General features: G+C 66.6%; 10 protein-coding genes. 3 read left to right on the plus strand and 7 right to left on the minus strand.

Going from position 1 to position 12,844, the window contains the following annotated elements:
- Positions 1–38: 38 nt before the first annotated feature.
- Entirely contained in the window at positions 39–2,054 is a 2,016-nt protein-coding gene (locus AVT10_RS07475) for a protein-disulfide reductase DsbD family protein (protein WP_066689661.1), read from the minus strand.
- A 53-nt stretch (positions 2,055–2,107) separates the two neighbouring features.
- Between AVT10_RS07475 and AVT10_RS07480 the strand changes: the two genes are divergently transcribed.
- Positions 2,108–3,778: an alkaline phosphatase family protein gene (locus tag AVT10_RS07480; protein WP_066689662.1), complete on the plus strand. Its 1,671-nt coding sequence runs from the start codon at positions 2,108–2,110 to the stop codon at positions 3,776–3,778.
- Positions 3,779–3,855: 77 nt separating this feature from the next.
- Here AVT10_RS07480 and AVT10_RS07485 read toward each other — a convergent pair whose 3' ends face one another.
- From AVT10_RS07485 to AVT10_RS07505, 5 genes are all read right to left on the minus strand, one after another.
- A complete protein-coding gene (locus tag AVT10_RS07485) occupies positions 3,856–5,085 on the minus strand; it encodes a hypothetical protein (protein ID WP_066689663.1) in 1,230 nt (409 codons plus the stop codon).
- 69 nt (positions 5,086–5,154) lie between these two features.
- A complete protein-coding gene (locus AVT10_RS07490; RefSeq protein ID WP_232307923.1) occupies positions 5,155–6,129 on the minus strand; it encodes a right-handed parallel beta-helix repeat-containing protein in 975 nt (324 codons plus the stop codon).
- A 55-nt stretch (positions 6,130–6,184) separates the two neighbouring features.
- Positions 6,185–6,463, minus strand: coding sequence for an integration host factor subunit beta (locus AVT10_RS07495; RefSeq protein ID WP_066689664.1), 279 nt, complete (start codon positions 6,461–6,463; stop codon positions 6,185–6,187).
- Between the two features lie 172 nt (positions 6,464–6,635).
- Complete coding sequence (gene rpsA / locus AVT10_RS07500) at positions 6,636–8,339, minus strand: 30S ribosomal protein S1 (protein WP_066689665.1); 1,704 nt, start codon at positions 8,337–8,339, stop codon at positions 6,636–6,638.
- Between the two features lie 515 nt (positions 8,340–8,854).
- Entirely contained in the window at positions 8,855–10,531 is a 1,677-nt protein-coding gene (locus tag AVT10_RS07505; protein ID WP_066689666.1) for a DEAD/DEAH box helicase, read from the minus strand.
- A gap of 166 nt (positions 10,532–10,697) precedes the next feature.
- On the opposite strand from AVT10_RS07505, the gene msrB reads away from it, so the two are divergent.
- Entirely contained in the window at positions 10,698–11,183 is a 486-nt protein-coding gene (gene msrB / locus AVT10_RS07510; RefSeq protein ID WP_066689667.1) for a peptide-methionine (R)-S-oxide reductase MsrB, read from the plus strand.
- A gap of 63 nt (positions 11,184–11,246) precedes the next feature.
- On the opposite strand, the gene AVT10_RS07515 is transcribed toward msrB, so the two are convergent.
- Complete coding sequence (locus AVT10_RS07515) at positions 11,247–11,825, minus strand: CHAP domain-containing protein (protein WP_066689668.1); 579 nt, start codon at positions 11,823–11,825, stop codon at positions 11,247–11,249.
- A gap of 339 nt (positions 11,826–12,164) precedes the next feature.
- Between AVT10_RS07515 and AVT10_RS07520 the strand changes: the two genes are divergently transcribed.
- A complete protein-coding gene (locus tag AVT10_RS07520) occupies positions 12,165–12,716 on the plus strand; it encodes a hypothetical protein (protein WP_066689669.1) in 552 nt (183 codons plus the stop codon).
- The last annotated feature ends 128 nt before the right edge of the window (positions 12,717–12,844 follow it).

A 12,844-nucleotide genomic window follows, 5' to 3' on the forward strand; every position in this document is an offset into this window, starting at 1 on the left:
GCGCTGCGAAATCGGTGCTGGCAAGCGGGTTTGGCGGCTCAGGATACCAGTTCGGTCAGCGTCGCCGGCGTAAGTACTTGCGGCAGCACGCGTGCCTCTCCGCTGCCCGGCGCATAATAAAGATATAGCGGCACGCCGGCACGGTTATGCGCCTCGATAAAACGGCCCAGCGCTGGGTCGCCATCGGTCCAATCGCCGACCAGCACCTTTACGCCACCCTTGCCGAACGCCTCCGCCACCGCGCGAGTCTCGATTGCGGCGCGTTCGTTGACCTTGCAGGTCAGGCACCAGTCCGCGGTGAAATAGGCGAAGACCGGTTTGCCCTCTGCGCGCAGCGCCGCCAACCGTGCCTCGCTGAACGGTTCGGCGCCGGCGATCCCGGTAGTCGCAGCGCCGGCCGGCGGTGCGCGCTGCACCAGCGCGGCACTCGCCACCGCCAGCACCAGTGCGGCGATCCCCGGCCTCCATGCCCGATCGCGCCCGCGCAGCTGTCGCCGCCCGGTCCACCACAGTCCCAGCCCGGCGAGCAGCAGTGCCCCCAGCCCCATTGCCATCCCGTCGACCCCGGACTGCCGCCCCAATATCCATGCCAGCGCCAGCGCGGTCAGGAACATCGGCACCGACAGCGCTTTCCGGAACGCGTCCATCCACGCGCCGGGCTTAGGCAGGCGCCGCCGCAGCGCCGGAACGAAGCCCAGCAACAGAAACGGCAGTGCAAGACCGAAGCCCAGCCCGGCAAACACCGCCATCGCCGCGACCGGCGGAAGGACCAGCGCCGATCCCAGCGCGGCACCCATGAACGGGCCGGTACAGGGAGTGGCAACGAACGCCGCGAGTGCCCCGGTGGCGAACGCCCCGCCCCGCCCGCTGCGGTTGCCGACCTGTGGCGTAGGCAGTTCGAACAGCCCGGCGAGGTTCAGCGCGATGCCGCCGGTCAGCACCAGCAACAGCAATACGACGCGCGGATCGGTCAGCTGGAACGCCCATCCCGCCGCCACGCCCGCCGCACGGATCGCGAGCAATATGCCGCCCAATGCCATGCAGGTGACGACCGCTCCAGCGGTATAGGCAACACCCTCCGCCCGCGCATGGACCGCGGACTCGCCCGAACGGGCCAAGCTCAACGCCTTGAGGCTCAGGATCGGAAAGACGCACGGCATGATGTTGAGCAGCAGTCCGCCGAGCAGCGCCCCGGCAAAGGCGATCAGCACGGTGCGGATCGGTGCCGGTTCGGCCGCTGCCGCCACCGTGCCGGGGGTCGCGCGGATCGCGAAGCCCTTCCCCGGACCGGTCGCGAGCACGCCTTCGATCGCAGCCGACTTGCCCGTAGCCTTCGTTTCGATAACGAGGGCGTCGCCGTCGCGCGCGATCTTTTGCGGCGCATCGTAATCGACCGCGCTCTCGGTGAGCGGGAAGAAATAGGGATCGCCGATCGCCTGCGACGCCGGAAACGGCACGCGTAGCCTCAGGGTGTCGCCAGCCTGGAACAGTGCGGGCGATCCTAGCGGCCGGGGCAGCGCGCGCCGCCAGCCATCGAAATCGGCGCGACGCTCCGGGTTGATCGCGCCGTCACCAATCGTCAGTTCGGTGGCGAGCTCCGCCTTTTCCGGTACGCAGATTTCGCGGGTGCAGACCAGATAGTCGATCGACAGCCGCACCGGCACGATGGTGCCCTTCGCCAGCCCGGCGGGCAGTTGCAGCTCGGTCAGGATGGTCCAGGGTCGCTCATAGACATAGTTCATGATGCCCGCGACGGTCAGCCGCTCGGGCACCGGATAGCGCAAGGGACCGACGCTGGCACCCGCCGGCAATGTCCAGTCGAGCTGCGGCTGGGTGCCGACCGCGCCGGGATTCTGCCAGTAACCGTGCCATCCCGCATCGGGCATCGATACCAGCGCCAGCGCAACGCGCGATCCCGCCGCCGGGGCGTCGCTCTCCGCTACGATCCGCATCTGGACATGCCGCTGTCCCGGCACCTGTGCCGCCACCGGCAACACGCCCAGAAATGCGAAAAGGATCAGGACGAGTCGCCACAGCGTTCTTGCCGGTGTCATGTACGCCGGGTAGCGAAGTTTCGGGACGGATGCACCGTCCGCGGAGTTCCTTGATGCGTTTCCTGACCCTCGCTGCGCTACTGCTTGGCACCGCCGTCCCCGCTCTGGCGCAGACCGCCGCGCCGGCCCCTGCCCCGGCCGCCGTACCGGTGCCGCCGACCTATCCGGCGACGCCGCCCAAGCTGATCGTCGCGATCTCGGTCGATCAATTCTCCGCCGACCTGTTCGCGGAATATCGCGCGCGCTTCACCGGCGGGTTCGTGCGGATGATGCAGGGCGCGGTGTTCCCCTCCGGCTATCAGAGCCATGCCGCGACCGAGACCTGCCCCGGCCATTCGACGATCCTGACCGGATCGCGCCCGTCGCGCACCGGCATCATCGCCAATGACTGGATCGACCAGCGCGGCAACAACCGCCCCGATCACAAGGTCTATTGTGCAGAGGACGAGCGCGTCCCCGGCTCGACCTTCAAGGACTATACCGTGTCCGACGTGCACCTGATGGTGCCCACGCTGGGCGAGCGGATGAAGGCCGCCGATCCGCGCACCCGCGTCGTATCGGTCGCGGGCAAGGACCGCGCGGCGGTGATGATGGGCGGGCACAAGGTCGACGAGCTGTGGTGGTTCGGCAAGGACGGCTTCACCAGCTATGCCGGTCGCACGATGCCGCCGGTCGTCGCACGTGCCAACGCAGCGGTCGCGAAGCAGATCGCCACCTCGCAAGGCCCGATGACGCTGCCGACCTTCTGCCAGCCGCTCGCCCGCGCCGTTGCGGTCGCGGGCAAGACGATCGGCACCGGCCGGTTCGAACGCGCCGCCGGCGACGTGAACAATTTCCGCCGCTCGCCCGAATATGACGCCGCCGTCCTCGCACTTGCCGCCGGGCTGATCCAGGACATGAAGCTGGGTCGGGGGCCGCAGACCGACATCATCTCGATCGGCGCGTCGGCCACCGACTATGTCGGGCACGGCTATGGCACCGAAGGCAGCGAGATGTGCCTGCAGCTGACCTCGCTCGACCAGAGCCTCGGCGAGTTCTTCAAGGTGCTCGACGCGACGGGTGTCGACTATCAGGTTGTGCTGACCGCCGACCATGGCGGCAGCGACGCCAGCGAACGCCATGCGCACCACGCGATTCCCGACGCCGTGCGGCAGGACGGCGAGCTGACCGTCGAGGGCATCGGCAAGGCGATCGGGCAGAAGCTTGGCATCGCCGGCCCCATCCTGTTCGGCGGGGTCAATGGCGATGTGTGGTACGACATCAAGCTCACCCCGGCGCAGAAGGCGGCGGTCGAGCGCGAGGCGATCGCGATGTTCATGGCGCATCCGCAGACCCAGGCGGTCTTTACTCGCGCGCAGATCATGGCAACGACGGTGCCGAACACCCCGCCCGAAACCTGGACGCTGGTCGAGCGCGCCCGCGCGTCCTTCTATCCGCCGCGCTCGGGCGACCTGCTGGTGGCGATGAAGCCGCGCGTGCTGACGCTGCCGCATCCGGTTGTCGGCAGTGCGGTGGCGACGCATGGCAGCTTCTGGGACTATGACCGGCGCGTGCCGATCCTGTTCTGGCGCAAGGGCGCCGGCGGGTTCGAGGAGCCGTTCGGTGTCGAGACGGTCGATATCCTGCCGACGCTGGCAGCCACCATCGGGCTGAACGTGCCGAAGGGAGAAATCGACGGCCGCTGCCTGGACCTGAACCCCGGCGAAGGGTCGACCTGCCGCTGATCCGACCGTTCGGTTCGAGCAGCTTCGAGCCTGTCGAGAAGCGTCCGTCGAGAACTCCGCTCGACGGACGCGCCCACTCACGGCAACCGCAGCATCGCGGTCGCCGCCGCTCCCGGATCGGCCCGCTCCTCCAGCGAGCGGACGATCGCGGCGGCCGTACGCGGCAGCTTGCCTTGGAACGCCACGCGACCGTTGACGCTCACCCGCACCGGCCGGTCGAGATCGACCAGCCGGTCCGACAGACGCAGCACCAGCCCCGCCGGGACCGCGCCGTCGATGGTGATCGCCTGCCCCTCGACCCGCGCATCGATCCGGTCGCCCGCTTTGGGCGCGGCGCCGTCAGGCAGGTGCAGCCAGTAGAACCGCTTATGGGTCACATCGTCCTGCACCCAGACGACTCGCTTCGGCCACGGATTGCGGACGAATTGCGCCATCCACGGCAGGGCTTCCGCGTCCTTGCGGTTCATCCAGTGCGGCAGGCCGGGATAGATGCGGGTCATCGACACATAGCCGCCCGGATCGGCAGCGTGCAGCTTCGCCAACTCCACACTCTTTTCCGCCGCGATCCGGTTGCGGTCATAGGCGGCGTCCGCCCCGCCCATGAAGATGCCGAACGGCAGGTTGCGTAACCCCGCCACCCCCGCCTCGTTCGGATGGCCCGCCATCATCGATGCCGCCGCAAAGCGATCCGCCATCCGCGGCGCCAGTTGCCACACGCCATCGCCACCGGCCGAATAGCCGAGCAGATAGACCCGATCCGGATCGACGCCGTTGATCGCGACCTGCGCGTCGATAAGCCGCTGAAAGAGCGGATCGATATGCGCCTCGTGCCACAAATTCCACGTATCGGTCGGTGCGCGCGGCGCGAGGTAGATGCCCTCGGCCGGTTCGTAGAGCCGAATCTGGTTGCGCCATTGCTGGTCGTTGACCGCCGGCGCGGCATTGCCGCCGCCATGCATCGAAATCCACAGGCTGCGCTTGCCATGGGGAGCGCTGCCGAACTGACGGCTTTCCCAGCGCAGCGTCTCGTCGCCCAGCGTGATCGCCTTCGCCGCCATCGCCGCCCGATAGTCGCCTGTCACCCGCCGCATCCGTGCCACCGCCAACAATTCGAGCGCCACATCCGCCTCTGCCTTCGACAATGGCCGACGAAGCACCGCGGCATCGCTCCGCCGCACCGCATCCGGCTGCATCGTCCAATTTGCCAGGTCGTTCAAAGTGCGCACGGGCGGCGACCGTCGGGGCGCGGCAAGCGTCGGCATGGCCGACAGCGTCAGAAGTGCAGCGAGCGTAAAACGGCTTTTCATGGATACACGACTATCGCGTATTTCCGTTCGACCGAAGGGGAAAGCGTGGCCGGCTAACAATCGCCTGCGTTACCGCGTCTCGAACTTGCGAACCCCCGGTCCCAGCCGGTTCGCGCCGACCGCAACGCCGTCGCCGGTATAGTCGGCGACGAACGCCGGACTCTTGTCCATGCCGGGCGCCAGCCGTGCGTCGTTATCCTCGATGCGCAGCCCGCGCGCCGGGAAAGTGTGCTTCTCCGCACCGACGACGATGAAGCCGGTCCAGTTCTCCTTCGCCTTGCCCTGAACGAAGGTGTTGCGTGCGATCACTCCGGTCGCGCCTTCGGGCAGGTCGATCATATAGTTGGTCTTGTTGCCACGACTGTCGTCGAAGCTGGAGTCAGTGATGTCGATGCGGGGCGCGCGGATCTTCACATAATGGCCGCCGGTGCCGCGTTCGAAGCGCGACCGGGTGATGGTGATCGAGCCGTTGTTGCCGAGATATACCGAATGCGAACAGTCGGTCGTCTCGTCGCACTGGCCGAGCCCGGCAAAGGTCGAGCGGTCGATGACGATGCGCTGCCGCCCGTCCGGATTGCCGCCCAATATCCCTTCCTGGCTGTCGAGGAAGGTCGAATTGGTCACGGTCAGGTCGCCGATCTCGGTACGGATGCCCGCGCCATTGCCATCGGGCACGCGGATGCGACGGAACACGATTCCGTCGACGGTCGAGCGCCGTCCGCGCAGGACGAAGGTCGCCTTTTCCTCGCACGCCCCGCCGTCGAAGATGACCGTGCCGGGCGTACGCGCGCGAAAGGTGATGTCGCCGCCGGTCTGCACCGTGCAGTCGCGATAGGTCCCAGGCGCAATCAGGATGGTCGCGGTGCCGTCGCGCACCGCCGTCACCGCCGCATCGATCGTCGCGAACCCCTCGCCGGTCTGTTCGATCACGAACGGGGCGGTGCGCTGCTGCGCCGGCAGCGGAGCCGCCAGCAGCACCAGCGCGAAGGGCAGGAAGTGGCGAACGTGCATCGGCCGGTCCTCTATCGGTTCGGCCCATGCCATGCGCCAGCAAAGCCCTGCGCGAAAGAGGGCAAAACCGTCCCGGCGCGGTACGCGCTCAGACGTTCAGCCGCGCGCGCATTTCCTTGCCGGGCTTGAAATAGGGCACGCGCTTGGCATCGACCTCGACCGCTTCGCCGGTGCGCGGGTTGCGGCCGGTACGGGCATCGCGCGCGCGGGTCGAAAAGGCGCCGAAGCCGCGCAGTTCGACACGACCGCCTTCACGCAGCTGTTCGGTGATCGCATCGAAAAAGGTCGCGACGATCCGTTCGACATCCCGCACCGGCAATTCGGAATTTTCCTGGGCCAGTTGCTGAACCAGTTCCGATCGGATCATCTTTTCCCCCACCAAATCAAAACCATGTCGCGGAACGGTTCGATCCGGACATTGGGTTGCACTAACCTATGTTGATCGTTCCTCACAATCCGCCTTTCGAATGAACGCAAAAACGGGGCGCTCCAAACTGGAGCACCCCGTCCCTGTTTCCACCGATCGGCGGACGAAAGGCTTACTTCTGTTCGCCGCGCGCCTTCAGCGCCTCGCCCAGAATGTCGCCCAGCGATGCGCCCGAGTCGGACGAACCATACTGCGCAACGGCCTGCTTCTCTTCGGCGATCTGCATCGCCTTGATCGAGAAGGTCGGCTTCTTCGAACGATCGAAGCCGGTGACCATCGCGTCGAACTTCTGGCCGACCTGGAACCGCTCCGGACGCTGTTCGTCGCGGTCGCGGCCGAGATCGGTGCGCTTGATGAAGCCGGTCGCGCCATCGTCGCCCTGCTGCACTTCGAGGCCCGCATCGCGCACTTCGAGCACGGTCACGGTCACGATCGCGTTCTTGTTCAGGCGATCACCCGCCTGCGCGGCGACCGGGCCACCACGCTCCAGCTGCTTCATGCCGAGCGAGATGCGCTCCTTGTCCGGCTCGACCGCCAGCACGACGGCCTGAACCGTCTCGCCCTTGCGGTGCAGGTTGAGCGCGTCTTCGCCCGAAATGCCCCACGCGATGTCCGACATGTGGACCATGCCGTCGACGTCGCCGTCCAGGCCGATGAACAGGCCGAATTCGGTCGCGTTCTTGACTTCGCCCTCGACGGTCGAACCGACGGGGTGATCTTCCGCGAACTTCTCCCACGGATTCGCCTGTGCCTGCTTGAGGCCCAGCGAGATGCGGCGCTTGTCCTGATCGACTTCGAGGACGATCACATCGACTTCCTGCGAGGTCGAGACGATCTTGCCCGGATGGACGTTCTTCTTGGTCCAGCTCATTTCCGAAACGTGGACCAGACCTTCGATGCCCGGCTCCAGTTCGACGAACGCACCATATTCGGTGATGTTCGTGACGCGGCCCGACAGCTTCGCCCCGACCGGATACTTGGCACCGGCGCCATCCCACGGATCGCTCTCGAGCTGCTTCATGCCGAGCGAGATGCGCTGCGTGTCGCGGTTGATGCGGATGATCTGAACGCGGACGGTGTCGCCGATGTTCAGCACTTCCGACGGATGACCGACGCGCTTGTACGACAGGTCGGTAACGTGCAGCAGGCCGTCGATGCCGCCCAGGTCGACGAACGCACCGTAATCGGTGATGTTCTTGACGACGCCGTCGATCACCTGACCTTCGGCGAGGCTCTGGATCAGGCCCGAACGCTGCTCGGCGCGGGTTTCTTCCAGCACCGCGCGACGCGACACGACGATGTTGCCGCGCTTGCGGTCCATCTTCAGGATCTGGAACGGCTGCGGGATGTCCATCAGCGGGGTGACGTCGCGAACCGGACGGATATCGACCTGCGAACCCGGCAGGAACGCCACGGCGCCCGACAGGTCGACGGTGAAGCCGCCCTTGACGCGACCGAAGATGACGCCTTCGACGCGCGCGGTCTTGGCGAATTCGGTTTCCAGCTTGTCCCACGCCGCTTCGCGACGGGCGCGGTCGCGGCTCAGCATCGCTTCGCCGTTCGCATTCTCGACGCGGTCGACATAGACTTCGACTTCGTCACCGACCTTAAGATCGGCCTTCTGGCCCGGCGCTGCGAATTCGCGCAGCGGCACGCGGCCTTCCGACTTCAGACCGACGTCGATGACCGCCAGGTCGTTCTCGATGCCGGTGACGGTGCCGATGACGACGCGGCCTTCGAAGCTTTCCGAAGCACCGAACATGTCGTCGAGCATCGACGCGAAATCGTCACGGGTGGGATTTGCCATGCTGGCCATAAAGAACGTGGTTCCTAAACTTCAATGTTTCCGGCCGGCCGGTTGGTTCCGGCGGTCTTTGACCGGGATTGCCCCGTGCGCCGAATGCGACACGCAGCATCCGGCGATCATGTCGTCACGAAAGGCATGACCCGGCTGTGCGGAAAGGGCGCGTACGCCCGGCCTTCGCGAGTCTGTGCTCGTCGAACCGGCGCGCCATACGCCTTTTGAGGGTAGCGCGCAACGGTTGGCGAGGCGGAAGAAGGATTGGTTCACGCGAAGGCGTGAAGGCGCGGAGAAGAAAGAGAAGGTAGATTTCGCGCAGAGGCGCGGAGGACGCAGAGGAGTTTCGTGCTGGACGGCTGATGCTTGTCCGGCGCAGCCTTTTTGTACCGCTGCAGCGATAGATGACAGCCGCTGGCGCGGCGGGGCGTTGCCACGATCGCAGCCTCTCTGCGTCCTCTGCCCCTCTGCGCGAAAATCTAACTCTTTCTCATTTCTACTCCGCGTCTTCGCGCCTTCGCGTTAAAACCAACTCACCCCCGACGTCCGCCCCGATACGGCTTGGCAGCATGGCGCGGCGGTGCGCTGTTGGTGCGACGCTGCGGTGCGGCCGGCGGGCCGGACATCTGTTCGAACATCAGGTCGTCGTCCGGCGTTGCCGTCCGCTTTACCGATGCGATGAACTTGCCGGCGATCGCGCGCGGAATTTCGAACGCAGATTCGTCATTGGCGATGCGGATCGCGCCAATCTCGCCCTTGGTGATGTGCCCGCGACGACACAGCAGCGGCAGCAGCCAGCGCGGATCGGCATTGTGGCGGCGACCGACATTCATGCGGAACCACACCGTATCCTCGAACCCGGGACGCGGCCCTTCGGGGCGTTCGCGCCGTTCCGGCACGCCGCCCGCCGACAATTCTTCGGGCGCCGGCAGCTTGGCGCGATAAGCGCGGACCAGCAGCGCGGCGATATCCTCCGGTCTCTTCTCGGCGAGCAGGCGCGCGCCCAGTTCGACATCGGCTTCGTCGAACTCGACCGGTTCGGCGAGCTTGGCGAGCAGCCGTTCGCGATCCGCCGCGTGAATCTGTTCGGGCGTCGGCACGCCGATCCATTCCGCGTTGATCTTCGCATCGCGCAGCAGCCCTTCGACGCGGCGACGGCGCTGATAGGGCACGATCAGCGCGGCGATGCCCTTCTTGCCCGCACGACCGGTACGGCCCGAGCGGTGCTGGAGCGCTTCGGCATCGCGCGGCAGTTCCACATGGACGACCAGGCTGAGCGACGGCAGATCGATGCCGCGGGCGGCAACGTCGGTCGCGACGCAGACGCGCGCACGGCGGTCACGCAGCGCCTGCAACGCATGGTTGCGCTCCGACTGCGAATGCTCGCCCGACAGCGCGACCGCATCGAAACCGCGCTCGACCAGATTGGCGTGCAGGTGGCGCACCGCTTCGCGCGTCGCGCAGAACAGGAACGCGGTGTCCGGTTCGTGCAGGCGCAGCAGGTTGACGACCGCATTCTCGATATCGTTCGGCGCGACGGTCATCGCCTGATAGCTGATGTCGCCATGGCCCCGCTCCGCCTCGCGCGTGTCAATGCGGAACGCGTCCTTCTGGTAGCGCTTGGCCAGCGCCACGATCGGCTTGGCGAGCGTCGCCGAGAACAACAGCGTGCGGCGCTCGGCCGGCGTGCCGTCGAGAATCCCTTCGAGATCCTCGCGAAAGCCCATGTCGAGCATCTCGTCGGCTTCGTCGAGGATCGCGACCTTCAGCCCCGACAGGTCGAGCGCGCCGCGTTCGAGGTGATCGCGCAGACGCCCCGGCGTCCCCACGACGATATGCGCGCCATGGCTCAGATTCCGGCGTTCGCGCGCCGCATCCATGCCGCCGACGCACGACACGATGCGCGCGCCGGTCGGGCCGTACAGCCACAGCAATTCGCGCGCGACCTGCAACGCCAGCTCGCGGGTCGGGGCGATGACCAGCGCCAGCGGCGCGCCGGCGCGCGGCATCTTGTCCTCGGCGTCGAGCAGGTCGCGCGCGATGGCGAGACCGAAGGCGACGGTCTTGCCCGATCCGGTCTGGGCGGACACCAGCAGGTCGCGTCCTTCGGCATCAGGCGTCAGGACGGCCGCCTGAACGGCGGTCGGGGCTTCGTAACCACGCGCGGAAAGCGCCGCGGCGAGCGGTTCGGGTAACGTCGAAAAAGGCATAACGCGCCAAATGGCCCCAAATTGCGGCTACGGCAAGGCCACGCGTATCGTTTACCATGCAACCGGACCGCGAAATTGGCAAAAGATTTTCGTTTGTCGGCTTCCGTACCCGGACATTGCCGGTGCGACGCCCCTTCCCCACATCGCCGGCGAAGGGAATCGCACGATGCCGATCGATCGCCGCCGCCTGCTCGAACTGACCGGAATGTCGGCGCTTGCCGCGCTGATCGGCTGCGCGCCGGAGGCGAGCGAGGCGGCCCAGACCTTCCCGTTCAAGCTGACCGACGCCCAGTGGAAGGCGCGCCTGACCCCGGCGCAATATAATGTGCTGCGGCAGGAGGGGACCGAACGCCCCTATAGCAGCCCGCTGAACGACGAAAAGCGCAAGGGCGTGTTCGCCTGCGCCGGTTGCAATCAGCCGCTGTTCCTGTCGACGACCAAGTTCGAAAGCGGCACCGGCTGGCCGAGCTTCTACGCCCCGCGCCCGGGCGCCGTCGCGACCCGCGCCGACCGCTCGCTGATGATGACCCGGACCGAGGTGCTGTGCAGCCGCTGCGGCGGGCATCTCGGCCACGTGTTCGACGACGGGCCGCCGCCGACCGGCAAACGCTATTGCATGAACGGCGTGGCGATGACCTTCCGCCCCGCCTGAACACCAAAAGGCCCGCCGCATTCCGCATGCGGCGGGCCTTTTGGCAATGGCGCGGGGATCGGATCAGTCGTTGAGCGCGACGACCATGCGGGCATGGGCCGACTGGGTGCTGGCACCGCCCTGCACCGGAGCGGGCGGATCGGTCTTCACGATCACCAGCGGCGCTTCCAGCTCGCTGCCGCGCGGCGCATGCTTGGCATAGATGAAGCCGTTCGCCGGATAGGCCGAGGTGCCGAGACCGCCGAGCGGACCGTACCACACCTTCACTTCGCTCCAGTCGCCGGCGGCCGACACGTCGATCGCGCGGACATCGCGCTCGATCCCGCCGCGGCGCGACCAGTTGGCATGGGTCAGCAGGACTTCGCGGTCGCTGACGACCTTCGACACCATCGCGACATGACCGAGACGCATCTTGGAGGTGGCGGCAAAGGACAGAACCGCCCCTTCCTTGGGCGCATGGCCACGTTCATATTTGCCGGCGGCCTGGCCCCACCAGGTATGGGCGTTGCCGAAGATTTCGACGCCCGAGATTTCGCGGGCATAGGGGGCGCATTGCCAGAACCGGGCCTGCGCCGGAGCCACCATCGCCAGAGCGCACGAAACCACCAGCGCGAAACGCGCTGCCACAGCACCAAACTTCATCTGACCCCCACGGCCCCACGAATGTCGTGAGCGGCATGAAGCAGGGTTTACCGCCCACGAAAACCCCACCCCCGGCCAAATGGGAACCAATTCCGACGAACCGTGTTTGCGCGGCGATGACTGGCGGATGAACCGTGGAACGCCGGTCGTTTTGCCCTGCCCGCTCCCGACGTGTCGCCGAACGCCGATGCGACGAACTGCATCAGGTCGTTGTTGCAATGCAGCACCGAACCTGTTCGGATATGTCGTCGATCGGGGGTGCCGTGTTTCGTTCAGCAAGCCGTTAACTATTCTTCGGCACTATTCGGTCGGTTGTAATCTTGGGCGGGGAGTTCACAGATGGCGATTGCACGCAGGCCGGCGGAAGGCGCGATGACGCTGGCGGAGATGAAAGAGTTCGCGACCTTTTCGGCAGCGACGCAGCGGTACATCCGCCGCTCGCTCGATATCGGGCTGGATCGCGACGACGCGATGCGCCGCTGGTCGCGAGACGTGGTGGAGGCCGCCAGCATCCGTGCACAGGCACGCATCTATGATCGCCTGCCCGACATCCGCGCCTGCATCCCCGAGGACAGCGGGCTGGATGCGATCGAACCGTTCATGACGCCGCTGCTGACGGTGACCGCGTTCGATCTGGGCCAGGGGCGGCTGACGACGTTCGGCGCCTATCGCTTCCTGTACGAACGTCTGGTCGGGCCGGAGGCACGCCCATGGCTGCCCGCCGCCTTCTGCGCCTCGGCCGCCTTGCCGCATCTCCACCCGGAACTACGTCGCAAGCTGCTGCAATCGCTTAGCGAAGCGGCGGCGACCGCGTCGGGCTGGTCGATGCGCCAGCCGGCCTTTTATCCGGCGTGGGTCGAAAAGGTCGAAGCCGGCGCACCGATGCACTGATCGCGAGGGCAGATCAGGCTCCAACCGTTCCGTGATATGACGTCCCACTCTGTCCTAAAACGTCACCCCGGCCTTGAGCCGGGGTCCCGCTTCTTCTTCGTCCGGGGGGAGTAGGTAGAAGCGGGACC

The organism is Sphingomonas hankookensis, assembly GCF_001619955.1.
Lineage (GTDB): Bacteria > Pseudomonadota > Alphaproteobacteria > Sphingomonadales > Sphingomonadaceae > Sphingomonas > Sphingomonas hankookensis_A.

What these genes read in the sequence shown, in the direction of transcription:
- AVT10_RS07475 (WP_066689661.1), bottom strand. Translation starts at nt 2,054, where the DNA reads ATGACACCGGCAAGAACGCTGTGGCGACTCGTCCTGATCCTTTTCGCA.
- AVT10_RS07480 (WP_066689662.1), top strand. Translation starts at nt 2,108, where the DNA reads ATGCGTTTCCTGACCCTCGCTGCGCTACTGCTTGGCACCGCCGTCCCC.
- AVT10_RS07485 (WP_066689663.1), bottom strand. Translation starts at nt 5,085, where the DNA reads ATGAAAAGCCGTTTTACGCTCGCTGCACTTCTGACGCTGTCGGCCATG.
- AVT10_RS07490 (WP_232307923.1), bottom strand. Translation starts at nt 6,129, where the DNA reads ATGGCATGGGCCGAACCGATAGAGGACCGGCCGATGCACGTTCGCCAC.
- AVT10_RS07495 (WP_066689664.1), bottom strand. Translation starts at nt 6,463, where the DNA reads ATGATCCGATCGGAACTGGTTCAGCAACTGGCCCAGGAAAATTCCGAA.
- rpsA (WP_066689665.1), bottom strand. Translation starts at nt 8,339, where the DNA reads ATGGCCAGCATGGCAAATCCCACCCGTGACGATTTCGCGTCGATGCTC.
- AVT10_RS07505 (WP_066689666.1), bottom strand. Translation starts at nt 10,531, where the DNA reads ATGCCTTTTTCGACGTTACCCGAACCGCTCGCCGCGGCGCTTTCCGCG.
- msrB (WP_066689667.1), top strand. Translation starts at nt 10,698, where the DNA reads ATGCCGATCGATCGCCGCCGCCTGCTCGAACTGACCGGAATGTCGGCG.
- AVT10_RS07515 (WP_066689668.1), bottom strand. Translation starts at nt 11,825, where the DNA reads ATGAAGTTTGGTGCTGTGGCAGCGCGTTTCGCGCTGGTGGTTTCGTGC.
- AVT10_RS07520 (WP_066689669.1), top strand. Translation starts at nt 12,165, where the DNA reads ATGGCGATTGCACGCAGGCCGGCGGAAGGCGCGATGACGCTGGCGGAG.